Genomic DNA, 25825 nt, shown 5'->3' with positions numbered 1-25825 from the left:
TCACTGTCCGGATGACGCACATGGCCGTCATCGCGTGGATGCTGCTCATGGGGACCGGGTGCGCGGCGTCCCGAAGCGTGCGCCTCAGTACGGGCCGGGGACCCACCCGTGTCCACACGCCACAGCGGGACCTCCGGTCCGTGGTGTTGGACGAAGACGCCTTCGCTGCCACGGTCGCGGGTCTCGCACGCACCGCAGCTGTCTCCTCGCACTCCATGGAGGCGGCCCGCCGGCTGCTGGCTGCCTCGCTTCCGTCACGGCCCTATGCCCACGTGCGTGGGCGCCTGGGGCTCGTCTCCGTGCAGGAGCCTGTGCGCGGACACCTCCGGCTCAGTGATGCTCCGGAGGCGGAGCTGGCGGCGGCGTATGGCCGATGGTGCAAGCGCAAGGCGCTCACTGGGGATTGTCTCCACCTGTTGGAGCGAGGGCCCACGCTGGATGAGGACGGCAAGCGCACGCTGGCCTTCTCCATCGCGTTGGACTCGGTGTGGGACGAGACGGAGGACGCGCTGCGCGGGATGACGGATCGCGAGGCCGTGCTCTCCATGATCGTCACGACCGGCGCCTTGTATCTGGGCCTGTGGCTGTTGCCTGAGCCCGTGTCGAAGGGCGTCGCGGCGACGATGACGGCGGTGCTCATCGCCTACCTGGGCGTCGACACGGTGTGGAGCCTCATCCACGGATGGGTGCGACTCGCGGATGCGGTGGCGGAGGCCACGACCTTCGACGAGCTCCGGGACGCGGGAGAGCAGTACGGCGAGGTGATGGGCCAGAACGCCGCGCGGGCCTTCGTCATGCTGGCCACGGCGGCGCTGGGTAGCACCGCGGAGACGCTGGCCGCGAAGGTGCCCACGCTGCCCGGTTCGGCACAGGCGTCACTCGTGGGCGTGGCGGAGGGCGGCTTCCGGCTGGGCGCGGTCGCGCAGGTGGAGTCCGTCGCCGTGTCCGCGACGGGTGACATCCTGCTTACCCTGGCACCGGGCGCGGTGGCGGCTGGCGGGCCCGTGGAGGTGCCAGGACCCAAGCACCACATCGCTTCCGACAAGTTCAGCACGTCCACCGCGAACGGAGGCCCGTGGACGCCGCGTTATCAACAACTCTTCGACAAGGCAGGCATGTCCCTGAACGATCCGGAGAACCAGGTCCACGTTCCGGGGCACAAGGGGCCGCATCCGCAGGAGTACCACGCGGAGGTCTTTGAGCGGTTGAGGCTCGCGACCAGCACATGCCGGACAATTCAGCAGTGCCGGGTCGACCTGACACAGGCGCTGCGGATCCTCGCGAAGGAGCTCGCGACGGAGAACACCTGGCTCAACAAGCTGGTCACCCGGAGTGGTGGATGAGGCAGGATGCCTGCGTGACGCCCCGGTACTTCAAGCTCACCGACGACGTGACACTGCCCGGCCGATGGGAGCTTGGAACGCCCGTGGACGCCCAGGGGCAGGACCACGGCTCGTGGCTGTTCATGCAGGGTACTCCCGCGCGGGTGGAGAGTGCGCTGCGCGTTCCGTCCTACTCGCGGGGAAGGGCGCTCGACTTCTCGCTCGCGGATGCGGGCGCTGTCCCTGTCGTCTCCCAACGGGTCGCGGAAGTGCTGTCCCGACTGGCTCCGGGGGACGTGGAGCTGTTCCCCGTTACGATGGACGACTCCCCGGACACGTACTTCCTCGTCAACGTCGTGCGCGTCGTGAAGTGCATCGACGACACCGCCTCGGGCGAGGTGCGCTACTGGACGCCGGAGGATGGACGGCCCGAGCGGGTCGGCACCTATCAAGCGGTTCATCGGCTGCGCATCGACCCGACCAGGACCGGGGACGCGAAGGTCTTCCGCACCTGGGGCTGGCTCATCGCGCTCATCGTCTCCGAGGACATCAAGCTGGCGCTCGAATCCATCGGCGCCACGGGCGTGCAATTCAAGGACGTGTCCCCGCTCCGCTGATTCCCGCGCCTCCGTGCGTCACGGCGACTGTCCGCCAGGCCGCTTGTTTCCGAGGCTTGGTTGCAATCAGGGCGCACACGGCTACATTCAGCACTTCACCGCAGCCGCAACCCCCGGGTTCCTCGTCAGATGACGGTTTCGCTCACAGCCTGCCTGCAGCGTGCTCCGCGCCGGATTTCCGTGCGCCGGACGCTGCCCGCGCACGGCCGAGCCACCGCCTGGCTTGTCACCCACGCCGCCCGTCTCGCGTAGCTCACGACGGACGGCGTCCGCTCCACCCCCACTGAACCTTCGCGCCACGCACCCCCACCTTTCCAGGTGTGCGTGCCGTCCCCATCCCCTTCCCACCGGAGGCAATCGCCATGACCCACGACCACCCCCTCATCGTCACCGACACCGACCTCCAGCGCCTGGAGCGCGTCGTCGAACAGTACGGCAACGCCCGCAACGCCGAGCTCGTGGAGCAGCTGGAGTCCGAGCTCGCCCGCGCCGTCGTCACGTCCTCCGACTCCATTCCCCGCGACGTCGTCACCATGAACAGCACCGTCGTCTATGAAGACGGAGAGGCCGGCGAGACGCGCGAAGTCACGCTCGTCTATCCCAAGGACGCCAACAGCGACGCCGGCCGCATCTCCATCCTCGCCCCCGTGGGCAGCGCCCTCCTGGGCCTGTCCGTGGGCCAGACCGTGGAGTGGCCCCTCCCCCAGGGGCGCACCCGCCGCCTGCGCATCGTCGCCGTGCCCTACCAGCCGGAGGCCGCCGGCCACTTCCACCTGTAGGCCCCGCGTCTCCCCATGACGCGTCAGCGGTCGGTCCGCGTCCCCCGCTGACGCGTCATGCCCACCCCGGGGAGGCCGGCCCCCGCCGCATCCCCGCGCGATTGCTGGACGTTGCCTTCCCGACACCTCCTGGCCCCTGGCGTGCAATCGCCTGCGTACCCCTCGCCTGGCGAAGGGACGCGGGCCTCTCTCACGCCCGTGTGTGCATGTGGAGGAACGCTTGTTCGCACGAAGGCATCACTTGGGGCTCGGAGGACTGGCCGTCCTTTGCGCCTTCAGCGCCCAGGCCCAGAGCAGCATCCCGGGCATCGAACTGGAGCGCCTGCAGCTCAACCCCGCCATGCGTGACAGCCTCGTGCTGTCCACCGGTGACCTGCTCCCCTCGGGCCAGTACCGCATCGGGTTGACGGCGCAATACGAGAACCGGCCTCTCGTCCTTGTGGAGGACGACGAGCGTCAGGCCGACATCATCTCCCACCGCGTGACGGCTTACGTGAGCGCGGCGTACTCCCTCACGAACTGGCTGGAACTGGGCGCCCAGGTGCCCATCGTCGCCCAGTGGGGTCCGGAGACCGCGTCGAATGGCGTGTCCCGCCCCACCACCAGCGCGCTCGGCACGCCGTGGGTCCAGGCCCGCGTGGGCTTCCTCTCCGAAAACCGGGGCGGACCGATGGACCTGGGGCTGCACCTGGGCGCGGCCCTGCCCCTGGGCAGCAAGGCCGCCCTCACCCGCGACGAGGGCTTCACCTTCTCCCCGCGCCTGGGCGCCGGCAAGCAGCTGGGCGGCACCTTCCGCGTGGGCGCGGACGTCGGCGCGCTCGTGCGCACGAAGACGTACGCGCTGACGCCGCAGACGCAGCCCTACCTCGATGAGATGGGCGTGGAGCTCAACGGCGGCGTCAACCTGTCCGCCAGCCTCTGGGGCCTGCGCGAAGAGGTCATCGTGCGCGGCACCATTCCCACGCAGGACTCGCCCAGCTCGCTGGAAGCGCTCCTGGGCCTGCGCGTCCCCACCGCGGACGGCACCGAGGTGTACGTCATGGGCGGCCCGGGCTTTGGCCAGACGCCCGGCACGCCGCGCTTCCGCGTGCTCGCCGGTGTGTCCTTCGGCACGCCGCCCGCGCCCAAGGGCCCCGTCTGTATCGCGGGCCAGCCCCACGTGGCCGCCGAGTGTCCCGACCTGGATGCGGACGGCGACGGCGTGAAGAACCGCGATGACCAGTGCCCGACGACGGCCGGCCTGGCGCAGCTCCAGGGCTGCCCGGACAAGGACGACGACCAGGACGGCATCCCCAACCTGGCGGACAAGTGCCCCACGCAGGCGGAGAACAAGAACGGCTTCGAGGACGAGGACGGCTGCCCGGACGACCCTGACTCCGACGGGGACGGCATCGTGGATTCCAAGGACCAGTGCCCCAAGGAGCCGGAGACGTTCAACCGCTACAAGGACCAGGACGGCTGCCCGGACGTGGAGCCCGACCGCGACGGTGACGGCATCGTGGACCGCCTGGACAACTGCCCCGACGAGCCCGGCACCGAGGCCAACGGCGGCTGCAAGGAGGCGCCCGTCGCGCGCATCGACTCCGGCAGCATCCGCATCATGGAAGCGGTCTTCTTCGAGAACAACCAGGCCGTCATCCAGAAGCGCAGCAACGCGGTGCTCGACAAGGTCGCGGCCATCCTCGTGTCCCATCCGGACATCGAGAAGGTGCGCGTGGAGGGCCACACCGACAACACCGGCAAGGCCTCCTACAACCTGGAGCTGTCCCAGCGGCGCGCCGAGGCGGTGGTGGACTACCTCGTGAGCAAGGGCGTGCAGCGCGAGCGGTTGGTGGCGCAGGGCTTCGGGCCCACGCAGCCCATCGCGGACAACGCGAAGGCGGACGGCCGCGCGAAGAACCGCCGCGTCGAATTCAAGATCGTCGGAGAGGCCGAGGGCGTGCAGACGGCGCCCGCCTCCTCCTCTTCCCCTGACACCCTTCGGAAGTAAGGCAGACCGTTCATGCTCAAGACCCTGATGCATTCCCTCCGGGGAGATTCACCCCGCATGGCCCTGCGCACGGGCCTGCACATGCTGGCCCTGTGTTCGCTGTTCCTCCTCGCCGGCTGCGAAGCGCGCTCCTCCACTTCCGAGCCCGTGCTCACGAGCCAGTCTTCCGCGCTCGTGGGGGACGGCCGGCTCCAGCCCGGCGAGCAGTGTGACGACGGCAACACGGTGAGCGGGGACGGCTGTTCGTCCACCGGCACCGTGGAGGCGGGCTACCTGTGCCACGTGCCCGGCAGCGCGTGTTCGCTGGCCAGCCTGTGCGGCAACAACGTGGTGAACCCCGGCGAGCTGTGCGACGACGGCGACACCACCAGCGGCAGCAACGGCTGTTCGGCCACGTGTGATTTGTCGCTGTGTGGCAACGGCACGTTCGACAACCGGCAGTACCCGTCCTACGCGCAGGAGGTCTGCGACGACGGCAACCGCTTCGAGGGCGACGGGTGCAGCCGCCAGTGCGAGGTGGAGCCCGGCTTCGCCTGCGCGGGCAGCCCCAGCCGCTGCGTGAAGGCGGGCGTGGCGGTGTTCAACACCGGCGTGGACGCGCAGAACCGCCGCCTGCCCACGGGCGCGGTGGATCCGCACTGGTTCTACGCCGGCACCACCACCGGCGCGGCCACCGGCATCCGCGACGCGAACGACTGGCCGCTGGAGATGCAGACCGCGCGCTTCATGGCGGACCAGGGCGCGCAGACGTGCGTGTACCAGGACTTCCTCATCCCCTCGACGACCAACATCGCGCAGTTCCGCCTGCGCCTGGCCACCTTCAATGACAACGAGTTCGACGGCGCGAAGGTGAACGGCGTGGCCATCACGCCCGTCACCGTGAACAACCCGCCCGGCCAGCCCTGGCAGAAGAACATCTTCCGCGAGTTCGGCACCAGCGCGGCCTGGCACCCGGGCCTCAACCGCATCGAGCTGTGCAACGAGAACGACGGCAACGCGCCGAATGCCTTCCGCTACCTCTTCGTGGACGCCTACGACGACCGCTGCGGTGACGGCGCCGTCTCCCCGCGCGAGGAGTGCGACGACGGCAACACCGGCAACGGCGACGGCTGCAGCGCCACCTGCGGCATCGAGCCCGGCTATGGCTGCGCCGGTGCGCCCAGCACCTGCGCCAAGACGTGCGGCAACGGAAACCTGAACCCCGGCGAGCAGTGCGACGACGGCAACCTCACGTCTAACGACGGCTGCAACGCCAGCTGCCGCGTGGAGGACGGTTACGCCTGCCCCGCGCCGGGCCAGGCCTGCGTGGCTTCCTGCGGCAACGGCGTCATCAACGCGGGAGAGCAGTGCGATGACAGCAACGTGTTCAGCTCCGACGGCTGCTCGGCGGCGTGCCGCATCGAGACGGGCTACTCCTGCAACGGCGCCCCGTCCGTCTGCGCTCCGCTGTGCGGCAACGGCGTGCTCAACGCCGGTGAGCTGTGCGACGACGGCAACACGAACCTGAACGACGGCTGCTCCAACGCCTGCACCCTGGAGCTGGGCTACGCGTGCGCCACGCCGGGCCAGCCCTGCGCGAAGACGTGCGGCAACGGCAACATGGACCCGGGCGAGCAGTGCGACGACGGCAACCTGACCTCCGGTGACGGCTGCGCCACCGAGTGCCGGGTGGAGGGCGGCTATGCCTGCTCCACGCCGTCCAACGGCCCCTCCGTGTGCGTCCAGTCGTGCGGCAACGGCGCCCTGGATCCGAACGAGACCTGCGACGACGCGGACGAGGCGTCCGGCGACGGCTGCTCCAGTGGCTGCCGCGTGGAGACGGGCTACAGCTGCTCGGGTCAGCCCAGCGCCTGCACCACCCTCTGCGGCGACGGCATCCGCGCGGGCGCCGAGGCGTGCGACGACGGCAATACCACGGCGGGCGACGGCTGCAACGCGACCTGCGCCGTGGAGCCGGGCTACAGCTGCCCCGTCCCTGGCACCGCGTGCCTCAACACCTGCGGCAACGGCACGCTGGAGGCCGGTGAGCAGTGCGACGACGGCAACGCCGCCAGCGGCGACGGCTGCAACGCCACCTGCGCCGAGGAGCCGGGCTACAGCTGCAACGGCTCGCCCAGCGTCTGCGGCACCACGTGCGGCGACGGCGTCCGCGCGGGCACCGAGGTGTGCGACGACGGCAACCTGGTGGGCGGCGACACCTGCTCGCCGCGCTGCCTGCTGGAGGTGGGCCAGACGTGCACCGCGTCCAACGTCTGCGAGGCGTACTGCGACCCGGTCTCCCAGAAGTGCGTGGCGGAGGAGCCCGGGCCCGTGACGCCGGCCCCGGTCATCACCGGCCCCGCGGCGAACTCCACGGTGACCACCGGCACGCCTCCCATCTCCGGCACCGGTGAGCCCGGCGCGACGGTGACGGTGCGTGAAGGCACCACCGTGGTCTGCACGGCCACCGTCGACGCGAGCCGCAACTGGACCTGCACGCCCACGACGCCCCTGGTGGACGGCCCGCACACCGTGACGGCCACGGCCGAGACGCCTACGAGCAGCCCCAGCTTCCCATCCACCGCCGTCCCCTTCATCGTGGACACCGAGGTCCCGGCGCCGGTCATCACCGGCCCGGAGGCGAACACCACGGTGACCACCGGCACGCCCGCCATCACCGGCACCGGCGAGCCCGGCGCGACGGTGACGGTGCGCGAAGGCACCACCGTCCTCTGCACCGCCACCGTGGACGCGGCCGGCAAGTGGAGCTGCGTGCCCACCACGCCGCTGACGGACGGCCCGCACACCGTGACGGCCACGGCCAAGTCTCCCGCGGGCGTCACCAGCCCCTCGTCCACCGCGGTCCCCTTCGTCGTGGACAGCGTGGTCCTGGACAACCAGGCCCCGGACACCTCCATCGTGAAGGGCCCGGAGCCGACCACCTCCAGCCGCACGGCGGACTTCGAGTACGCCTCCACGGAAGAGGGCTCCACGTTTGAGTGCAGCCTCGACGGCGGAGCCTGGGGCCCGTGCCAGGACAGCTACACCGTCGGCAGCGGGGACCACGTCCTGCGCGTCCGCGCGGTGGACGGCAGCGGCAACACGGATGAGACCCCGGCGGAGTACACCTGGACGGTGGTGAGCACGCGCGCCTTCGCGGGCGGCGGGTGCAGCACCGCGCCGGATGCCTCCTGGCTGGCCCTGCTGGGCCTGATGGGAGTGCCGGGGCTGCGCCGTCGTCAGCGCCGCGCCGCTTGAGCCTCGCGGAGCCCGCCGGAGGGGCCGGCCTTCCCCCTTCCCGGGAGCGCCCCCTCGCTCCCCTTCTTGGCGCCCTTCCGGCGGCGCTCCCGCGTCCCCCGGCCTTCCCCGTATGCTTCGTCCGTGCCCGGGGCAGGTCATCAAGAGTCTTACGAGGAGGAGGTCCTTCTCGCGCTGGACGAGGGGCTGCTGTCCTCCGACGAGGCGGCCGCCCTGCGCGAGGAGGCCCTCCGCCTGCACCGCGGGCCCCTGGAGCTGTTGAAGGAACGGGGCCGGCTGACGGAGGACACCCTGGACCTCTTGCGGCAGGACCTGGCTCGCGGCTGCACGGACCGGGGTGAAGTCCCCATCCAGGAGGCCGCCACGCTGGGCACGGCGGTCCCGTCCTCGCTGGCCGTGGAGGGTGTGCCCTCCTTTCCGGTGCCCGGCTGGGACCGCTACGAGCCCGTGCGCTTCCTGGGGCAGGGCGGCATGGGGCAGGTGTTCCTGGCCTATGACCCGCTGCTGCGCCGCAACGTGGCCCTCAAGTTCGTGCGAGACGGGGACCCGGAGCTGGCCCGCCGCTTCCTGTCGGAGGCCCGCGCCCAGGCCCGCGTGCGCCACGAGCGCGTGTGCGAGGTCTACGAAGTGGGCGAGGTGCGCGGGCACGCCTTCATCGCCATGCGCTACGTGGAGGGCCCGTCGCTGGGGCAGCTCTCCAACTCGCTCACGCTGGAGCAGCGCGTCTGGGTGCTGTGTCAGGCCGCGGAGGGCGTGCACGCCGCGCACCGCGTGGGGCTGGTCCACCGCGACCTGAAGCCCGGCAACATCCTGGTGGAGCGCACGGAGGACGGAGGCTTCAACCCGTTCGTGATGGACTTCGGCCTGGCGCGGGACTGGCGCGAGGACAGCACCACCCCGAACGCGGTGCTGGGCACGCCGCACTACATGCCGCCCGAGCAGGCCCGCGGTGAGGGCCACCGCCTGGACCGCCGCGCGGACGTCTACGCGCTGGGCGCGACATTATATGCGCTGCTCACCGGGCAGCCTCCCTTCACCGGCGGCACGGAGAAGGAGGTGCTCGCGAAGCTCCAGGCGGAGCCGCCGCCGCGTCCGCGCGCGCTGGAGCCGGACATCCCGGAGGACCTGGAGGCCGTCGTCCTCAAGTGCCTGGAGAAGGAGCGGCCGCTCCGCTACGACTCCGTGCGCTCCTTCACGGAAGACCTGGAGCGCTTCCTGGCTGGCGAGCCGGTGCGGGCCCGTCATGGCGCGCGCTACTGGCTGGGCAAGAAGGTCCGCAAGCACCGCGCGGCGCTGGCGCTGGGCGGCACGGTGGTGGCGGTGGTGGCCGGCGCGCTCACGCAGGCGCAGCTCGCGCGCGGTGAGGTGGCCGAACGCGAGCGGCTGGCCCGCGCCTTCACCGAACGCGTGGAGCGCATCGAGTCCTCGGCGCGTTACTCCGCCCTGTCGCGCCTGCACGACACGCGCAAGGACCGTGAGGCATTGCGCGCGAGCATGGCCGCGCTGGAGCAGGAGATTTCCCGCGCGGGCGAGCAGGCGGTGGGCCCTGGCGAGTACGCGCTGGGCCGCGCCCTGTTCGTGCTGGACGACCTGGACGGCGCGCGCGCGAAGCTGGAGTCCGCGTGGGCGCACGGCTACCGCGAACCGCGCGTGGCGTGGGCGCTGGCGCAGACGCTGGGCCACCTGTACCGCGAGCAGCTGTTGCTGGACGTGGAGCGCCGCGCCCCCGCGCAGCGCGAGGCCCGGCTCAAGGAGCTGAACGGGCGCTACCGCGACCCGGCGCTCGTGTACCTGCGCCAGGCGGAAGGGCCGGATGTCCCCGCGCCGCCGTCGTTCGTGAAGGCCCTGTTCGCCTTCTACGAGGACCGGCCGGAGGACGCGCTGGCGCTGCTGGACGCGCCGGGCACGGAGTCGCCGTGGTTCTACGAGGCGCCGCTCTTGCGTGGCGACATCCTGCTCGCGCGGGCCACGCGGCGCTGGAATGGCGGGGACCGCGCGGGTTCGCAGGCGGACCTGGCGCTGAGCCGCGAGGCGTACGCCTCCGCCGTCGCCACGGCGGAGAGTCAGCCCGTGGTGCACTCGGTGCTGGGGCGGCTGGAGCTGGCCGCGCTGGTGATGGAGCTGTACGGCGAGGGCAACGTGCTACCGCACTACGAGCGAGGCCTGGAGGCGCTGTCGCACGCGCTCGCCGCTGCGCCGGACCATGCCCGCTCGCTGGTGCTGGTGTCGCGCTTCCACCGCCGGCTCGCGCAGCATCGCGCGAACCAGGGCGGCGAAGGCGTGGCTCCGCTGCTGGAGAAGTCCCTGGCCGCGCTGCGCACCGCGGAGGCCGTGGCCACGCCGAGTGACCGCATCCCGCTGGAGCGGGCCCTCACGCATCGCCAGTGGGCGCGCTACCAGCAGCAGCACGGGGAGGACCCGCGCGGACAGCTGAAGCTCGCGATTGCCTCCTTCGAACAGCTGCGCCCGGAGGACCGCGACTTCGCGTTCCACGACAACCTGGGCCTGACCTGGCAGGGACAGGCGGACGCGGAGGCCGCGCGCGGCGGAGATCCGCTGCCGCTGTTGGACAAGGCCATCGCCGAGTACCAGGCGGCGCTCCAGCTGAGCGAGCAGCAGCCGTTGTCGTGGATCAACCTGGGCGTCGCGTACCGCAAGCGGGCGGGCGCCCAGGGTGCGCCGGATGCGACGGGCGACCTGCGCCGCGCGAACAGCGCGCTCACGCGGGCCCTGTCCCTCAACCCGGACAACTTCGTCGCGTGCTTCAACGGCGCGGAGGTGGCGGAGCAGCTCGCGCGCGCCCGCTACCTGAAGGGCGAGGACGTCAGCGTGGACCTGGAGCGCGCCCTGACGCTGTACCGGCAGGGGCTGGCGCTCAACGCGAAGCCTCCCGCGCTCCATAACGCGCTGGGCTCCGCGGTGTTCTGGCAGGCGGAGCTGCGAGCAGAGGAGGGCGGCGACACGAAGGCGCTGCTCGACGAAGCGAAGGCGTCGTTCGAGAAGGCCCGCACCCTGGCGCCCACGCAAGGCTTCGCCTTCAACAACCTGGGCGAGTGGGAGGTCTTCCGCGCGGAGCTCCAGCTCACGAAGGGCGAGGACCCGAGCGTCGCGCTGCGCGCCGCGGTGGAGGACTACACGGAGGCGCTGAAGCGGCTGCCGGACGACGCGGACCTGCTGGCGAATCTGGGCAAGGCCTGGGTGCGCCACGCGACGTGGACACTGTCACAGGCGCGAGACCCGGCGGCGGACCTGACGAAGGCGGAGACGGCGCTGAGCCGGGCGCGCGAGCAGAACCCGCGCCTGGGCAATGCCTGGCGCTATCTGGCGGAGGCCTCCGGCGTCCGGGCGCGTTGGATGGTGCAGGGCCACGGCGCGGCGGAGGGCGAGTTCACGCGCGCGGCGCAGGCCTTCGAGGAGGCGATGAAGCTCGACCCCAGGCTGGAGTACCGGCTCGCGGCGGCGGAGCTCCACGGCGCGTGGGCGCGGTGGCGCATCCGTGAAGGGCAGGACGCGGCGGCCGGGCTGACGCGGGGACTGGCGCTGGCCGACGCGGTGGTGACGGCCCGTCCCCGGTGGACCCATGCGCGCGAGGTGCGGGACGGGCTGCTGGCCCTCCGCACCGGAGCGCGTGTCCCGAGCCCGGAGAGCGTGGCCGACGTCCCTACGCCCTGAGGACGCTACCGGCGGACCCTGGGAGGGTTCACGGCCGCGACACGGGACAGGGCCCCGGACGCGTCAATGGCACGGTCCGGGGCTGACGTGTCCGTCGGTCAGACGGTCTCTGGCGGGTCGTTGTTCACGTCGATGCCGCCGTTCTTCCGGTCCAGATCGAGCGGCGGACCGACCTTGTCCGCGCTCGGGGGGCTCGACCCATCGTCGATGGTCGCGTCGAACTCGTAGACCCGCTTCGGCGCCGTCATGGAGACGGTCAGCGGGGAGGTCGCCAGCGCGTGGAGCCCTCCGAGCTCGTACGGGTACGGGGTCGTGGTGGAGACGGTGAGGCAGTTCCCGTGGGGGAACGTGATGGTGGCGGTGTAGGAGGCAGGGTAGCTGCCCATCGAGAAGACAACCGTGTCGCCGTGTTTCACTTCCGGGCCGGGGTTGTAGCTGATGGGAACCGTGGAGAGGTCGACTGTGATGGTGGCCATAGGTCCGCATAGCATTGCAGCCCCTGTACCAACATGCATGTCTTGAAGATGCGCCCGGATGTTTCACGGCCGCGCATTCCCGGACGCGTCAATGACACGTCCGGGGCCGGGAGCTGACGTGTCCGGCACCTACCGGAGCAGCTCCTTCGGCGGGTCGTTGTTCACGTCGATGCCGCCGTTCTTCCGGTCCCACTCGTGGCCCTTGCGGGCCAGGGACTCCTGCCCGCTGTTGAAGTCCACGTCGAAGGTATAGACCCCGCGCGCCGCCGTCAGGGCGACGGTCAGGGGCGCGGTCGCCATCGTGGGGCCCCCGAGCGTGTACGGGCCAGACGTGGTGAGGCAGGTGCCGTTGGGGAACGTGATGGTGGCGGTGGCGCTGAGCGCATTGCCCAACGTGAAGACCACCGTGTCGCCGTGCTTCACATCGGGGCTGGGGTTGTAGGTAACAGGGGTCGTGGAGACGTCGATGGTGATGGTGTTGGTGGGCATGGTGCCCACCGCCATTGCAGACGCCATACCAGCTCAGCTCGCGTCCAATCCCAGCTCACGCACACGGCGATGGAGCGCGCGGCGGGAGACCTCCAGCTTCTGCACCATGCGGTCCAGGTCGCCCTCGCACTCGTGGAAGCAGCGGGTGATCTCCTCCGGGCTCAGGTCTCGCGCGGTCCGCAGGAGCGAACTCTTGTCGATGAGCACGTACACGGAGGAGCGCGGGATGCCCAGCCAGTCCGCCGTGGCCTTCAAGTCCCATGCACAGGCGCGCAGGGCCTCCAGCACCTCCTGCTCGCTCACCTCCGACGGCTTGCGCCGCGCGGGGGCGCGCGTCTGCGAAGGCGCGGGCGTGTCCTCCGAGGCAGGGGAGGGCGCGTGCTCGCTCAGGGGGTGTCCGGGGATGGGCAGCGCGTCGGCGTCCAGCGACTGCTCCAGCCGCGCATCCACGCGCAGCCCCGGCAGGCCCCGGCTCCCAATCACGAGCTGCCGCGCGACGTTGCGGAGCTGGCGCACGTTGCCGGGCCACGCGGAGCGCACCAGCCGCGCGGCGAGCGACGCGGGCAGCCACGGCTCCGCGCGCGCGTCCGAGGAGCTCAGCCGCCCCGCCTCGCCCGTGGACTCCAGCTCCTGGCGCGCGAAGTGGAGGAACAGCGGCGCGATGTCCTCGCGGCGCTCGCGCAGCGGGGGCACGGTGATTTCGAAGCCCGCCAGCCGGTGCAGCAGCGGGGCCTTGAAGTGGCCGTCGTGGATGCGCGACTCCAGGTCCGCGTCCGTGGCGGTGACGAGCCGCACGTCCACGCGCACCGGCGTCTGCGCGCCCACGGGATAGACCTCCTGGGTCTCCAGCACGCGCAGGAGCGCCGCCTGGACCTCCGGAGGCGCCTCCGCCACTTCATCCAGGAAGAGCGTGCCGCCATGGGCGGCGCGGAAGAAGCCCTCCCGGTCGCGCGCGGCGCCGGTGAACGCACCCCGCACCGCGCCGAACAGCTCCGCGGCGATGAGGTCCTTCGCCAGGCCGCCCAGGTTGACGCTGACGAAGGGCCCCGCGTGGCGTGGGCTCCGCGCATGGAGCGCGCGCGCCACCAGCTCCTTGCCCGTGCCCGTCTCGCCCCGCACCAGAACGGGGACCAGGAGGTCGGCCACGCGCAGCACGTCCTCGCGCACGCGGACGATGCCCTCGCTGTCGCCCACCATGCCCAGCCCCGCCAGCTCCGTCTGGGCACCCGCGCCGCGCACGGTGGCCTGGTGCAGCAGCAGCGCCACGCGCCCGGCGAGCACCAGCGGTACGCCCGCCACCAGCGCCTCCGCGGGGAACTCCCGCCCGCCGCGCACCGGCTCGCTGCCCACCCACACCGGCGTCCCGCCCTCCGGCACCCGCAGCCGCACGCTCCCGTGCGTCCCCGCCTCGAAGCGCACCGGCGTCCGGCTGAGGAAGGGGTCCCCCAGGGGCAGCGCCAGCACCGCGCCCGGACGGCTGAAGTCCGGCGCGTTGCGGGACAGCGCCACCGCGCGCTCTCCGGACAGCAACCCGTCCAGCAGCAGCCGCTCCCCGATGCGCTGGGGCTGGGCATGGCCAATGAGCGTCAACGCCGGCATCACCTGGGCGGCCTGTGACGGCGTGCCCTGCGTGCGGACGGCGGTCGTGGAGAAATTCGTGGGGTTCTTGGGCGGCATGGACCTCCCAGGCAGCCTACAACGGGCTGGCTGCCCCGGGGCCTGGCAGGCGTCGTTCCTCTGCGCACGCCCCCTGATGACGGCCGGGAACCGTCCCCACGGCTGCTCGCAAGGTGGGCACGGGCGGTAGGGGCGGAAGCCACGCCCGCGTCCCATCCGATGAATAGGTTTGTGACGCGTGCCGTGTGGATCTTCGAGAGGGAGCGCGACCTTCATGACTCCATCGACCTCGAACATCACTGTCTTCGGCGCCGTCCTCTTCGACCTGGACGGCGTGGTCATCGACACGACCGAACTGCACTACCGCGTCTGGGATGAGTTCGCTCGCGAGCGGGGCTACGTGCCCACGCGCGAGCAGCTGCTCGCCACCAACGGCCTGCGGGCCGGGGAGACGCTGCGCGCGTGGTTCGGCGCGGAATTGGATGACGAGCAGGTGGCCGTGCTCACGGACGACCGGGAGCGGGCCTTCCACCGGCTGCTCGACCACGAGCCGGTGTCCCCCGTGCCCGGCGTGGGCGCCTACCTGATGTCCCTGAAGCAGGCGGGCGTGCCCTGGGCCCTGGGCACGAGCGCCCTGGCGGAGAACGCGGAGCGGGCCCTGGAGCGCGTGGGGCTGGAGCACCTGTTCCCCGTGCGGGTGACGTCCACGGACGTGACGCGGGGCAAGCCGGATCCAGAGGTGTACCTCAAGGCCTCCGCCGCGCTGGGCGTCCCGCCGCACGCCTGCGTGGTATTCGAGGACGCGGTGGCGGGGCTGAGGGCCGCGCGGGCCGCGGGCGCGGCGTGTGTCGCCGTCGCCACGTCGTTCCCGCGCGAGGTCCTGATGCGCGAGCGGCCGGACTGGCTGGTAAGGGACTTCCGGGACCTGCCGCAGGCGCTGCGTCCCGGAAGCCACGGCTTCACGGCGCCGACGGCACCTCACCCGTGAGCACGCAGATGAACGCGTCCGGGTCGCACTTCACGGGGAACAGCGGGTTGATGCCGGAGCCGCGCAGCCGTCCCGCGTCGTAGTCCGCGTACGGGTCGCACAGCGTGTCGTCCGGCAGCTTCGTCTTGCTGTTCTGGCACTTCACCACCGGCCAGATGCCCTTCACGGTGTACTCGGCGCTGCAGCCGTTCTCCGAGTACCCGAGGTCCGCGGTGAACTGCGTGCCCGGAATCTCCGGCGTGTTGTAGATGCGCAGGTTGCTCCACGCGTAGACGAAGTCCTGCTCGGGCAGCAGGCCGCCGTCAGGCGCCGCGGACGCGGGCACCTCCAGCCGCGTCTGGGTGAGCTCCGGCACCGAGCAGAAGTGGTCCGCCCCCGGCGTCGCGGAAGCGAAGGCGCCCACCGCGGTGGCGGAAGCCTTCGAGTCCTCCGTCAGCCGGGACGCGAAGTCCTCCATCAACTTGCCCAGCCGCGCGCTGCGCACGCCCACGGTGTCGGGCGCGGCCGGGTCCTGGCTGAAGAACTTCTGCAGCCCCAGCGGCTCGGGCTTGAGCTGCGCGCAGGCGGTGTCCGGGTTCTGCCCGGGCTTGAGCTGATACGACGCGGCGAACGAGCCGGTGGAGCCGTCCGACACGGCGCGAGCCACGACGCACTCGGGCTCCGGTTCACTGCCGCACGCACCCACGGCGACGGTCGCCGCCGCGAGCCCTGCACTCACTGCCATCCAACGAAGCTTCATCGCGGGAGTCCTCATGGGCTTGGGCCTAGAAGCTGAGCTTCGCGCCCAGGCGGATGGAGCGCGGGGCCTGGTAGGCGGTGGGCCGCTTGAAGTTGGGGTTGATGTCCTGAACGCTGATGGGCAGCCCCGTGGCGGTGGAGATGACCTTGCAGTTGGGGTTGTTCTGGGTGAGGCAGGCGGTGAGGTCGTCCGGCTTGCCGCCCTGCTCGATGGCGTACACGCGCGTGGTGGCGAAGGTCTGGTCCACGTCCGTGTACTGCTGGAAGTTGAAGAGGTTGAACACGTCCAGGGACACCGTGAGGACGTAGTCCTTCACCAGCCGCTGGTTGAGGCCCACGTGCCCGTCCACGCCGTGCACCCAGGGCAGCCGGCCCGCGCTGCCGCGCGGCAGGATGAACGTCTCCGAACCGCTGCGGCGCGGGTGCAGGCCCAGGTAGTTGAGCGGCGTGCCGGAGCGCGCCCGGTAGTTGCCGCCCACGTTGATGCTGGTGCGAGGCCCCAGCACCAGCTCCTTCGCGGCGAACACCTTGAAGGAATGCGTGCGGTCCCCGGGCAGCTGTCCCTCGCGGTTGACGGTGAGCGACACCAGGTCGAAGTCGCGCGTGAGGTTGGGGGACAGCTGGCCGGTGTCCGCGCGGAACAGGCCGGAGTAGTTCCCGCGCAGGGTGGACCAGGTGTAGCTGGCCTGGGCCAGCCACCCGTTGGTGAAGGCGCGCTGGAAGTAGAGGTTCACCGCGTCGTACTCGCGCCTCGCCAGCGGGAAGTCCGTGGAGTAGCCCTTGCCCGGGTTGCCCAGGAAGAAGGTGCTGCCGTCGTCGCGGCTCATGTCCTCGATGACGTCGTTGAGGTAGCGCCGGGTGTACGTGGCGCCCAGGCGGCTCGCGGTGAAGAGCTCGTACTCACCGCCCACCACGAACTCGTCCGCGGACTGGGCGCGAATCTGGGGGTCCGCCGGCACGCGGTCGCCGCCCTGCGCGTCCCACAGCTGGTTGGGGCTCTCGCGGTTGCCAATGGGCTGGCGGTTGGCGTTCTGGGTGCAGTCCCCCAGCAGCGACCCTTCACGGGAGGGATTGCACGGGGGCGAGTCGTAGGTGGCGGAGAGCAGCTGCTGCTGCGGGAAGGACAGGTCCGCCATGTCCAGGGGGACGTTCTCGAAGAAGCGCGCGTAGTTGGCGAAGAGCTTGGCGCGGCCACTCTGCGTCGGGTCGTAGATGACGCCCAGGCGCGGGGACCACTGGTTGGGCAGGTGCAGGCCCACCTCGCCATCCAGGCCGTAGATGGTCTGCACGTCGTAGCGCAGGCCCACGTTGACGGTGACCTTGTCCATGACGGACCAGCTGTCCTGGAGGAAGCCGCCCACGGTGGTGGACGTGGAGGTGCCTTCCTTGTTGGGCAGGAACACCGGCAGGTCCGGGCCCGCCAGGTAGCCGTACTGGCTGAGGGTGAAGAAGCAGTCGCCGCCGGTGCACTCCTGCCAGTGCGTGAAGCCGGTGCGCGCGCGGTTGTTGTAGAAGCTCATCCGCTCGATGTCCGCGCCGGCCTTGAGGATGTGGTGGCCCAGGGCCTCCAGCAGGTACGTGCCCATCACCTTGCCCTGCACGCGGTCCAGCCGCTGGACGCTGATGGTGCCGGGGCCGCCCGTGGAATAGCCCGTCACGGGGCAGCGCAGCCGCTGCTCCTCGGGCGTGGTGCCGCAGGCATCGGGGTTCAGGGCCGGGAGCGACTCGAACTCGTTGATGGTGTGGTAGCCGGGGTTCCGGTTGCGGGTCCACGCGATGCGGGGCTTCGCGGACAGGCCCTCCCCGGAGCCCAGGTCCGAGCCGTCCGACGGGAGGATGGAGTCCGCCTGGTGGTGCCAGCCGAGCGTCGCGTCCACGAGCAGCTTCTTGTCGAAGAAGGACGACGCCTGCTTCGCGACGATGTCCATGGCGCTGTTGCTGCGCCGGGTGGCGATGGATTCATACGCGCCCTGCACGAAGCTGGTGCAGGACAGGCTGGTGCACACCTCCGGCTCGCCGTCGTCGCTGAAGGAGTACTTGTTGCTGCCGCCGGACGAGCGCGGCGTGCCGAACACGGACACGGACAGGCTGTGGTCCGGGTTGAAGTTGTAGGTGAGCTTGCCCAGGTACTGCACGCTGCGCTCGTCGGCGAAGCGGCTGGTGCGGCTGCCGTCGATGGGCGTCACCTGGGAGAAGCCGGTGGAGAGGTCCTTGCGGCGGTCGCCCACCTTCTTGCAGCCGTTGCTGCCGAGGTCCGCCTCCGTGCACAGCTCGTAGCTGTTGAGCTGGCGGTTCACCTCGATGCGATTGAAGGACGGCGCGACGCCCACGTAGAACCAGAGCTTGTCCTTGAGGAGGGGGCCGCCCAGGTCGAAGCCGAAGTCGCCCAGGTTGTGGGCGCTGCCCTGCGCGGAGATGACGCTGCCCTCGCGGAGGATCTCCTTGCCGGACCGCTGGAGCAGGCCGGGGGCGTAGTTGGCGAACACGGAGCCGTGGAACTCATTGGAGCCGGACTTGGTGACGACGTTGAGCACACCGCCGGTGGAGCGGCCGTACTCCGGCATGTAGCCGCCGGTGATGATGTTGACCTCCTTCACGAACTCCACGGACAGGGGCGTGCCCAGCGTGCCCACGCCGGGGTCGTTCACGGACAGGCCGTCCACGACGTACTGGCTCTCAGGAGAAGAGCTGCCGCTGATGCTCACGCCGTAGCGGTCCTCGGTGGCGCCGGGGGCGAGCTCGGCCAGGCCCTCGAAGGAGCGGGACGCGGAGCCCTTGGTGCCGGGGCGGATGACGGCGATGTTGCGGATGAACTCCTGGTCCACGGTGACGCCCGCGGCGCTGGAGCCCACGTCCAGGGTCGGCGGTGAGCCGACGATGTCGTAGCTGACGCTCATCGAGTCCGGTACCAGCTCCGAGTTGAAGCGGATGGTGCGGTCGATGCGCAGCAGGATGCCGTCGCGGGCATAGGGCGTGAAGCCCTGAGCCTCGAAGCGCACGACATAGGTGCCAGGAGGCAGCTGCGGGATGCGATACAGGCCGCTCTTGTCGGTGAGGACGGTTCGCTCGCCCTGCAACTGGGGAGATGTGGCGGTGACGAGCACGTCGGCCAGCGGCCGGCGGTCCTCGGCGCCAACCACCGTCCCGGTGATGACCGAGTTGCCCTGGGCCCAAGCCCCGGCTCCCCACAACACGACCATGAGCCACAGCCCACGGATGAAACGGATTCGTCTGGACACGTCTGCGCCCCTCCCGGCGAAGGCGGCGAACTCTGTCGCAAAACGTGAGAAATCCACCAGCCCAAATCAAAAAGACTTTGCCGCCAGAGTGGAAAACGGCTGGCCCGTTGCGTCAGGCCAGGGGGAGGGGGCTCAGAGGATGTTCCCGGGCTCGGAGGTGAAGAGCGCGTGGAAGAGCGTGGTCTCCGGCGGCTTCATGAAGTTGACGTAGAGGGGGACGGGCGTCTGCGCGATTTCGAGGGGGAGTGCCGTCGCGCCGTATTCGGCCTCGATGTGTCGGGCGACCGTGTCCGCGATGCCTTGCAGTTCCAGCGGGGCGGGGCCGAGGAAGACCTTCGATTCCATGAGGTGCTTCCCCAGGAAGACCCGGCGAACACAATGCACGGTGTAGAGGGGGGCCAGGATGCTGAGGTACCCGGCGACGGTCCAGCGCGTCTGTGGACGCATCATGTCCTGCTCCTGATGCGGGTAGACCAGCACGCCGAAGCTGGGGTTCGCCAGGCCCGGCGCGTAGTCCCAGGCATCGCAACTGGGAAGCGCTTCTCGAAGCGCCTTCACAAAGGACTCCCAGCGGGGCCTCTCCGCATTTTTCTCAGCCCAGAGTGCCTCGTAACGAAGGTCTTCGTGACTGGGCTCCTGACGGAAGCGATAGGCCTGGTCGGCACCCCAGTAGAGACGTGCAACCGCGAGCAGGTCTTCGGCGGAAGGCGTCATGGCTTCCTGGGCTTGGATTTGAATGTGAGCGTCGCCGAATGGCACTGTTGCCTGACCCGTGAGCCGACAACGGCCGCGTCGAGCGCAATCATGAGGGTGCTCCTGAACTCCTCACATGCAAGACCGAGGGCTGTTACCGGGGTGGTTGAACTGAACACGGTCTGGGCCGCCAGATTGGCGCAGTTCGCCGCGATGCGCTGGGCCAGTTCCACCGGGATCGGCTCCGAGCCTTCGACCTGGAGGGGCATTCCAATTCCCAAGGAGCATCGGAAGATTTCTCCCGTGTCACGCCGTAGCGGAACATGGACACAGGCTTCTCTCCAGCCTCCGGGCCCTGGCTCTGTCTGTTCCACTGCCCGTCGCGCAGCCCGTGAGCAGCCACGTCAGTCCCAGACATGCCGCCCATCTTGTCGCATCCATGGCCTTCCCCCCGGAAGGCCGCCGACGTCACTTCGGAATCCTCTCAAGGCTCCATCGTCTCAGGGGGCGGGCTGTCCGCTGTGCGACGCGGCTGAATCGGCATATAAAAGCCCTGATGATCTCACGCCTCGCGCTCTTCGCGGCCCTGTGCCTCGGCTCCCTTCTCTTCGGTCTGTGGATGCTGGCGACGGCATTCCGCGGCGTCGCCGTGCTCCCGGTGACGTTGGGATTGGGCTTGGGCCTGCTGGCCCTCGTCATCGTCACCTTGCGCCGGGCGCCACGCTGGCGGAATGAGGGCGCCTTCGCGCTCTCCGGCAGGGCCTGGCGGTGGCTGTCGTTGGCGGGGGCGCTGCTCTCGGGGCTCGGCGCGACGGCCTTCGTCCTCGACAAGCTCGCACTGCCACTGCCGTTCGGCGAGTGCTTGGGTTCGAGCTGCGAGGTGTCGTACTCGCTCACGCCGCTCGTGTTCGTGTCCAGCTTCCTCGGCGGATGGCTCGTGTCCGCGGCGCTGCTGGGCGCCTACGGACTGCTGCGAGCCATCTCATCGGCCGCGGTGTGGGCCGTGGGCGTGTCCGTGGGTGCCGGCACGTGCCTGCTCTACCTGATTGTGCACATGGGACCCTAGAAGCCCTTCAGCGCTCCACCGTCGCAGGCGATGGATTGGCCGCTGATATACGCGGCCGGCTCCGACGCCAGGAACGTCACCAGCGCCGCGAACTCCTCCGGCCTCCCCAGCCGCCGTGCGGGGATGTTCGGCGCCACCTTCTCGTCGGACAGTCCCAGGTCCTTCATCCGGTCCGTCGCGTGGTAGCCCGGCAGCGCCGCGTTCACCGTGATGCCATACGGCGCCACTTCATTGCTCAGGCTCTTCACCAGCCCCAGCAATCCCGCGCGCAGGCCGTTGGACACCGTGAGGTTGCTCAGCGCCTCACGCGCCGCCGTGGACGTCACCAGCACGATGCGGCCCCAACCCTGTGCCTTCATGCCCGGCAGCGCTTCCTGAATCGCATCCACCGTGGCCAGCCACAGGCTCTGGAACCCTGTCTGCCATTGCTCCACCGTGATGGCCTCGAAGCCTCCGGACGGCGGGCCTCCCGCGTTCACCACCAGCACGTCCAGGCCGCCCAGCTTCTCGGTCACCTCGCGCACCAGCCCGCGCGCGGCTCCTGGCTGCGTCAAATCACATGGCACCGCCAGCGCGGCGCCCAGCTCCTTCGCCGCCTTCTGGAGCTTCTCCCCGCCTCGCGAGGACACCGCCACCGTCGCGCGCTCCTTCACCAGCGTGTCCGCGATGGCGCGCCCCAGCCCCGATGACGCGCCCGTCACCAGCGCCCGCCTACCCTTCAAGCCGAAATCCATCCGCGTGCTCCTCCATGAAAGGGGTCAGCCGGCCGCGAATCAGCTTCGCCGCCAGGTCCAGGTCCACGTCGTCCGGCCGCTTCAAGTCCTTCGCCAGCTCCGACACGATGCCGCCCGCGATGGAGCCCACGCCGTACGCCAGCCGATAGGGCACGCGGCTGAAGCTCACCAGCGAGTAGCGGCTGACGAACTCGCCCGGGAACGCGTTGAGCAGCACCTTCTCCACGCCCTTCTCCAACAGGAAGCGCGGATCCGCCGTGCTGTCGCGCATCTCGATGAAGTTCTCCACCGCCATGTCCGCGATGGCGTCCGCGTTCGTCTTGCGCAGCCGCTCGAACTCGTCGAACGCCGCCGCCCAGTCCGGCTGCCGCGCCAGCAGCGCGTCCAGCACCACGCAGTCCTCGAAGCCGCAGTTCATCCCCTGTCCGTAGAAGGGGACCATCGCGTGCGCCGCGTCGCCCAACAGCAGCGTGCTTCCTCCCGCGTGCCACGGCGCGCACTTCACCGTCACCATCTGCCCGGTGGGCCGGGAGAAGAACTCCTCCACCAGCCCCGGAATCATCGCCTTCGCGTCCGGGAACTGTTCCTGGAAGAACGCCTCCAGCGCGGCGGGCGTCTGGAGCGACGCGAAGCTCACCGGCCCCTCCCACGGCAGGAACAGCGTGCACGTGAAGCTGCCGTCTTCATTCGGCAGCGCGATGAGCATGTACGTGCCGCGCGGCCAGATGTGCAGCGCGTGTTTCTCCATCTGGAAGCGCCCGCCCTCGCCCGGCGGAATCGTCAGCTCCTTGTAGCCATGCCCCAGCGTCCGCGAGTCCGCCTGGGAACCCGTCTGGGATTGCAGCGCCTGCCGCACCGCCGAACCCGAGCCGTCCGTGCCGAACACCACCGCGTCGCGCACCTCCCGCGTCGCGCCCGTGGCTTCATCCAGCACCGTGAGCGCCCCTGCGGCTGGGTCCGCCTGCGTCACCCGCTGACGGAACCGGATGGACACGCGGCCCGTGGCCTCCGCCTGTGTCATCAGGAACTTGTTCAGCCAGCCGCGTGACAGGGAATTGATGTGCTGCGAGTCGTCCTTCCCATACGGCTGGTAGGCAAGCTCGCCCTTCACCGGGTGGATGACCCGCCCGCGCATGGGGATGGCGTGCTTCAGCGCCTCCTCCTCCAGGCCCACCTGCCGCAAGGCATGCAGGCCGCGCGTGGAGATGGCCAGATTGATGGAGCGCCCCGCGTCCAGCGTCTCGCGGCGCATGTCCGCCCGGCGCTCCAGCACCTCTACCGTGTGGCCCCGGCGGGCCAGGTACAGCGAGAGCAGCGACCCCACCAGACCCGCTCCCACCACCGTCAGCTTCGACTCATTCGAGGGCATGGGCCTCCAGCGCCTTCACGAAGCGGAAGACGTCCAGGTACGTGTTGTAGAGGGGCGCGGGCGCGGCGCGGATGATGTCCGGCTCGCGGAAGTCGCAGATGATGCCGGCCGCGGACAGCCGCTGGAGCAGCCGCTTCGGCTCGCCCTTGAAGCGCAGGGACAGCTGCGCCCCGCGCTGCTTCAAATCCCGCGGCGTGGTGATGGAGACGTAGCCCGCGGGCAGCCGGTCCAGCAGGAACTCCATGTAGCCCGTCAGCTGGTCGCTCTTGGTGCGCAAAGCCGCCATCGTCGCCCTGTCGAACAGCTCCAGCGACGAACGCAGCGCCGCCAACTGGAAGATGGGCGGGTTGGACAGCTGCCACCCCTCCGCGCCCGGCAGCGGGTCGAAGGTGGGGCCCATCTCGAAGCGCGTGGCCTTGTTGTGCCCCCACCAGCCCTCGAAGCGCGGCAGCTGGGGCGAATGCGCGTGCCGCTCGTGCACGAACACGCCGCCCAGGCTGCCCGGTCCGCCGTTGAGGTACTTGTACGAACACCACACCGCGAAGTCCGGCCCGTCGTCGTGCAGCGACAGCTTCAGGTTGCCCGCCCCGTGCGCCAGGTCGAAGCCCACCTTGCAGCCCTGCGCGTGCGCCACGCGCGTAATCTCGCGCAGGTCGAACGCCTGCCCGGTGAGGTAGTTCACGCTGCCCAGCATCACCAGCGCGAGCTCCTTCCCGTGCCGCTCGATGGCCTCCAGGATGTCCTCGGAGCGCAGCGTGTCCTCGCCCTCGCGGGGCATCAGCCGGACGATGGCCTCTTTCGGGTCGTAGCCGTGGAAGCGCGCCTGCGACGCCACCGCGTACTGGTCCGACGGGAAGGCGCCGCCTTCAATCAGGATTTTGAAGCGCTCACGCGTGGGCCGGTAGAACGACACCATCATCAGGTGCAGGTTCACCGACAGGGTGTTCATCACCACGACTTCAATGGGCTGCGCGCCCACCACCCGCGCCACCATCCCGGTGAGCTGCTCGTGGTAGGGCAGCCACGGGTGGCGGCCGTGCACGTGGCCCTCCACGCCCAGCCGCTCCCAGTCCTCCATCTCCATCTGCACGTACTTGCGCGCCTTGCGCGGCTGCAGCCCCAGCGAATTGCCCGCCAGGTAGATGGCCGGCGCGCCGGAGGGGGCCGGGGGGAAGAGGAACTCGTCGCGCAGGGGCCTCAGCGGATCCGCTGCGTCCAGGCCGTAGGCGAACACATCGGTGTTCTCGTAGACAGGGGCCGTCATGGTGCGAAGTCCTCGTGCGAGCGCCCCAGCCACTCCAGGGCATTGCGGGAGAGCAGCCGCTCGCGCACGGAAGGAGCCAGGTCCGTCAGCGACTCGATGAGCGTGCCGGGCCGCTCCTCGCCCAGCGGGAAGGGGTAGTCACTGCCCAGCGCCACCTTGTCCGCGCCGAACAGCTTCACGATGCCGCGCAATGTCTCCGCGTCGTGCACCAGCGAGTCCACCCAGAACCGGCCCAGGTAGTCGCGCGGCGCGACGGGGTTGTCCACCGCCACCAGGTCCGGGCGCACTTCAAAGCCGTGCTGGATGCGGCCCAGCGTGCCGGGGAACGCGCCGCCTCCATGTGCGAACGCGAGCCGCAGCTTCGGCAGCCGCTCCATCACGCCACCGAAGATGAGCGAGCAGATGGCCAGCGACACCTCCGCCGGCATCCCCACCAGCCACGGCAGCCAGTACTTCGTCATCTTCGCCTCACCCATCATGTCCCACGGGTGCACGAAGACGGCCGCGCCCAGGTCGCTCGCCGCCTGGAAGAAGGGGAAGAGGGCCGGGTCGGACAGGTTCAGGTCATTGACGTGGCTGCCAATCTGCACGCCCGCGAACCCGAGCGTGCGCACGCAGCGCTCCAATTCCTTGACCGCCAGGTCGGTGGATTGGAGCGGCACCGTGCCCAGGCCCACGAAGCGCTTCGGCGCTGTCGCCACCGCGCCGGCCAGGTGGTCGTTGAGGAAGCGCGCCACCTCCAGGCCGTCCTGCGGTTTTGCCCAATAGCTGAACAGCACCGGCACCGTGGACAGCACCTGCACCTGGACGCCGTGCGCGTCGCACTCGGTGACGCGCTGCTTCGGGTCCCAGCAGTTGCTTTCAATCTCGCGGAAGAACTTCCCGTCGTCCCGCATCATCCGCGCGCGGCAGGGCGCGTGGTGGTCCAGCGCGATGAAGCCGCCGTAGCCGAAGCGCTCGGCGAAGCGGGGCAGCTCCGGGGGGAGGAGGTGCGTGTGGATGTCGACCTTCACTTGGGCGCACCACCCCGCGCCACCATCGTGCCGCACTTCTTGCACGTGCAGTTCTCGGGGTTGCCGTAGAAGTGCTCGAACACCGGCGGCAGCTGCGTCACCAGGTTGGTGACGTGCAGCGATTCCTCATAGAGCTTCTCGCCGCACTTCGGGCACAGCCACAGGAAGGAATCCAACTCCTGCGGCTGGCGGCGGCGCTCCAGCACCAGCCCGATGGTGCCCGCGGGCCGCTGCGGCGAGTGCGGCACCTTGGGCGGCAGCAGGAAGATTTCCCCCTCGCGGATGGGGACGTCCTGCACCTGTCCCTCGTCGATGACGCGCAGGGTGATGTCTCCCTCCAGCTGGTAGAAGAACTCCTCGCCTTCGTTGATGTGGAAGTCCGTGCGCGAGTTGGGCCCGCCCACCACCGTGACCATGAAGTCCCGGTCCGCCCACACCTGCTGGTTGCCCACGGGCGGCTTGAGCAGGGGGCGGTGCTCGTCGATCCACTTCTTGAAGTTGATGGGGGTCAGTCGGCCCATG

General features: G+C 70.2%; 20 protein-coding genes. 8 read left to right on the top strand and 12 right to left on the bottom strand.

The window, feature by feature from the left end; translation table 11 throughout:
- The first annotated feature begins 20 nt into the window (after window positions 1-20).
- From D7X30_RS07580 to D7X30_RS07555, 6 genes are all read left to right on the top strand, one after another.
- Window positions 21-1343 carry an AHH domain-containing protein gene (locus D7X30_RS07580; protein ID WP_120562169.1) on the top strand — a complete coding sequence of 441 codons (1323 nt, stop codon included), beginning with the start codon at window positions 21-23 and terminating at the stop codon, window positions 1341-1343.
- Window positions 1340-1939: an imm11 family protein gene (locus D7X30_RS07575; RefSeq protein WP_233591441.1), complete on the top strand. Its 600-nt coding sequence runs from the start codon at window positions 1340-1342 to the stop codon at window positions 1937-1939. Before D7X30_RS07580 ends, D7X30_RS07575 begins: the two co-directional genes overlap by 4 nt.
- 362 nt (window positions 1940-2301) lie before the next feature.
- Window positions 2302-2718: a nucleoside diphosphate kinase regulator gene (gene rnk / locus D7X30_RS07570; RefSeq protein WP_120562167.1), complete on the top strand. Its 417-nt coding sequence runs from the start codon at window positions 2302-2304 to the stop codon at window positions 2716-2718.
- 241 nt (window positions 2719-2959) lie between these two features.
- Window positions 2960-4708, top strand: a complete 1749-nt coding sequence (locus tag D7X30_RS07565; protein ID WP_233591440.1) for an OmpA family protein — start codon at window positions 2960-2962, stop codon at window positions 4706-4708.
- Window positions 4709-4720: 12 nt separating this feature from the next.
- Entirely contained in the window at window positions 4721-7945 is a 3225-nt protein-coding gene (locus D7X30_RS07560) for a DUF4215 domain-containing protein (RefSeq protein WP_120562165.1), read from the top strand.
- Window positions 7946-8068: 123 nt separating this feature from the next.
- On the top strand, window positions 8069-11617 hold the full coding sequence (locus D7X30_RS07555) for a serine/threonine-protein kinase (protein WP_120562164.1): 3549 nt from the start codon (window positions 8069-8071) through the stop codon (window positions 11615-11617).
- A 98-nt stretch (window positions 11618-11715) separates the two neighbouring features.
- Here the strand turns inward: D7X30_RS07555 and D7X30_RS07550 are convergent, their stop codons facing one another.
- The 3 genes from D7X30_RS07550 to D7X30_RS07540 all read right to left on the bottom strand — a co-directional run bounded on the left by D7X30_RS07550 (window position 11716) and on the right by D7X30_RS07540 (window position 14259).
- Window positions 11716-12093, bottom strand: coding sequence for a hypothetical protein (locus D7X30_RS07550; protein WP_233591439.1), 378 nt, complete (start codon window positions 12091-12093; stop codon window positions 11716-11718).
- 129 nt (window positions 12094-12222) lie between these two features.
- Window positions 12223-12609, bottom strand: a complete 387-nt coding sequence (locus D7X30_RS07545; protein ID WP_233591438.1) for a hypothetical protein — start codon at window positions 12607-12609, stop codon at window positions 12223-12225.
- 6 nt (window positions 12610-12615) lie between these two features.
- Window positions 12616-14259, bottom strand: a complete 1644-nt coding sequence (locus D7X30_RS07540; protein WP_120562162.1) for a sigma 54-interacting transcriptional regulator — start codon at window positions 14257-14259, stop codon at window positions 12616-12618.
- 214 nt (window positions 14260-14473) lie between these two features.
- Here D7X30_RS07540 and D7X30_RS07535 point away from each other — a divergent pair, with 214 nt between their 5' ends.
- Window positions 14474-15187 carry an HAD family phosphatase gene (locus D7X30_RS07535; RefSeq protein WP_120562161.1) on the top strand — a complete coding sequence of 238 codons (714 nt, stop codon included), beginning with the start codon at window positions 14474-14476 and terminating at the stop codon, window positions 15185-15187.
- Here D7X30_RS07535 and D7X30_RS07530 read toward each other — a convergent pair.
- The 4 genes from D7X30_RS07530 to D7X30_RS07515 form a co-directional block, all read right to left on the bottom strand.
- Window positions 15159-15911 carry a hypothetical protein gene (locus D7X30_RS07530; RefSeq protein ID WP_233591437.1) on the bottom strand — a complete coding sequence of 251 codons (753 nt, stop codon included), beginning with the start codon at window positions 15909-15911 and terminating at the stop codon, window positions 15159-15161. The two genes, D7X30_RS07535 and D7X30_RS07530, sit on opposite strands and share 29 nt — an antisense overlap.
- A 40-nt stretch (window positions 15912-15951) precedes the next feature.
- The gene (locus tag D7X30_RS07525) at window positions 15952-19164 is read right to left on the bottom strand and encodes a TonB-dependent receptor (protein WP_120562159.1); all 3213 of its coding nucleotides are present in this window, start codon (window positions 19162-19164) and stop codon (window positions 15952-15954) included.
- Between the two features lie 132 nt (window positions 19165-19296).
- On the bottom strand, window positions 19297-19878 hold the full coding sequence (locus tag D7X30_RS42690) for a hypothetical protein (protein ID WP_233591436.1): 582 nt from the start codon (window positions 19876-19878) through the stop codon (window positions 19297-19299).
- Window positions 19875-20126: a hypothetical protein gene (locus tag D7X30_RS07515; RefSeq protein ID WP_120562158.1), complete on the bottom strand. Its 252-nt coding sequence runs from the start codon at window positions 20124-20126 to the stop codon at window positions 19875-19877. Before D7X30_RS07515 ends, D7X30_RS42690 begins: the two co-directional genes overlap by 4 nt.
- Before the next feature lie 287 nt (window positions 20127-20413).
- On the opposite strand from D7X30_RS07515, the gene D7X30_RS07510 reads away from it, so the two are divergent.
- A complete protein-coding gene (locus D7X30_RS07510) occupies window positions 20414-20923 on the top strand; it encodes a hypothetical protein (protein WP_120562157.1) in 510 nt (169 codons plus the stop codon).
- Here the strand turns inward: D7X30_RS07510 and D7X30_RS07505 are convergent.
- The 5 genes from D7X30_RS07505 to nbaC are packed head-to-tail and all read right to left on the bottom strand — an operon-like array spanning window position 20920 to window position 25824.
- Window positions 20920-21657, bottom strand: a complete 738-nt coding sequence (locus D7X30_RS07505) for an SDR family oxidoreductase (protein ID WP_120562595.1) — start codon at window positions 21655-21657, stop codon at window positions 20920-20922. The two genes, D7X30_RS07510 and D7X30_RS07505, sit on opposite strands and share 4 nt — an antisense overlap.
- Window positions 21635-23026 carry an NAD(P)/FAD-dependent oxidoreductase gene (locus tag D7X30_RS07500; protein WP_120562156.1) on the bottom strand — a complete coding sequence of 464 codons (1392 nt, stop codon included), beginning with the start codon at window positions 23024-23026 and terminating at the stop codon, window positions 21635-21637. Before D7X30_RS07500 ends, D7X30_RS07505 begins: the two co-directional genes overlap by 23 nt.
- The gene (gene kynU, locus D7X30_RS07495) at window positions 23013-24290 is read right to left on the bottom strand and encodes a kynureninase (RefSeq protein WP_120562155.1); all 1278 of its coding nucleotides are present in this window, start codon (window positions 24288-24290) and stop codon (window positions 23013-23015) included. Before kynU ends, D7X30_RS07500 begins: the two co-directional genes overlap by 14 nt.
- Entirely contained in the window at window positions 24287-25303 is a 1017-nt protein-coding gene (locus tag D7X30_RS07490) for an amidohydrolase family protein (protein ID WP_120562154.1), read from the bottom strand. Before D7X30_RS07490 ends, kynU begins: the two co-directional genes overlap by 4 nt.
- On the bottom strand, window positions 25300-25824 hold the full coding sequence (gene nbaC / locus D7X30_RS07485; protein ID WP_120562153.1) for a 3-hydroxyanthranilate 3,4-dioxygenase: 525 nt from the start codon (window positions 25822-25824) through the stop codon (window positions 25300-25302). The genes D7X30_RS07490 and nbaC overlap by 4 nt, the downstream gene beginning before the upstream one ends.
- Window position 25825 lies beyond the last annotated feature (1 nt).

Origin of the sequence: Corallococcus sp. AB011P, assembly GCF_003611605.1 — a bacterium.
GTDB classification, from domain to species: domain Bacteria; phylum Myxococcota; class Myxococcia; order Myxococcales; family Myxococcaceae; genus Corallococcus; species Corallococcus coralloides.
Note: the sequence above shows the minus strand (reverse complement) of the source record. Positions and strands in the feature narration are given on the sequence as shown.

Bases quoted from the DNA above. Each gene is read 5' to 3' on its own strand.
- D7X30_RS07580 (WP_120562169.1), top strand. From the start codon at position 21: ATGGCCGTCATCGCGTGGATGCTGCTCATGGGGACCGGGTGCGCGGCG.
- D7X30_RS07575 (WP_233591441.1), top strand. From the start codon at position 1,340: ATGAGGCAGGATGCCTGCGTGACGCCCCGGTACTTCAAGCTCACCGAC.
- rnk (WP_120562167.1), top strand. From the start codon at position 2,302: ATGACCCACGACCACCCCCTCATCGTCACCGACACCGACCTCCAGCGC.
- D7X30_RS07560 (WP_120562165.1), top strand. From the start codon at position 4,721: ATGCTCAAGACCCTGATGCATTCCCTCCGGGGAGATTCACCCCGCATG.
- D7X30_RS07550 (WP_233591439.1), bottom strand. From the start codon at position 12,093: ATGGCCACCATCACAGTCGACCTCTCCACGGTTCCCATCAGCTACAAC.
- D7X30_RS07545 (WP_233591438.1), bottom strand. From the start codon at position 12,609: ATGGCGTCTGCAATGGCGGTGGGCACCATGCCCACCAACACCATCACC.
- D7X30_RS07540 (WP_120562162.1), bottom strand. From the start codon at position 14,259: ATGCCGCCCAAGAACCCCACGAATTTCTCCACGACCGCCGTCCGCACG.
- D7X30_RS07535 (WP_120562161.1), top strand. From the start codon at position 14,474: ATGACTCCATCGACCTCGAACATCACTGTCTTCGGCGCCGTCCTCTTC.
- D7X30_RS07530 (WP_233591437.1), bottom strand. From the start codon at position 15,911: ATGGCAGTGAGTGCAGGGCTCGCGGCGGCGACCGTCGCCGTGGGTGCG.
- D7X30_RS42690 (WP_233591436.1), bottom strand. From the start codon at position 19,878: ATGACGCCTTCCGCCGAAGACCTGCTCGCGGTTGCACGTCTCTACTGG.
- D7X30_RS07515 (WP_120562158.1), bottom strand. From the start codon at position 20,126: ATGCCCCTCCAGGTCGAAGGCTCGGAGCCGATCCCGGTGGAACTGGCC.
- D7X30_RS07510 (WP_120562157.1), top strand. From the start codon at position 20,414: ATGATCTCACGCCTCGCGCTCTTCGCGGCCCTGTGCCTCGGCTCCCTT.
- D7X30_RS07505 (WP_120562595.1), bottom strand. From the start codon at position 21,657: ATGGATTTCGGCTTGAAGGGTAGGCGGGCGCTGGTGACGGGCGCGTCA.
- D7X30_RS07500 (WP_120562156.1), bottom strand. From the start codon at position 23,026: ATGCCCTCGAATGAGTCGAAGCTGACGGTGGTGGGAGCGGGTCTGGTG.
- kynU (WP_120562155.1), bottom strand. From the start codon at position 24,290: ATGACGGCCCCTGTCTACGAGAACACCGATGTGTTCGCCTACGGCCTG.
- nbaC (WP_120562153.1), bottom strand. From the start codon at position 25,824: ATGGGCCGACTGACCCCCATCAACTTCAAGAAGTGGATCGACGAGCAC.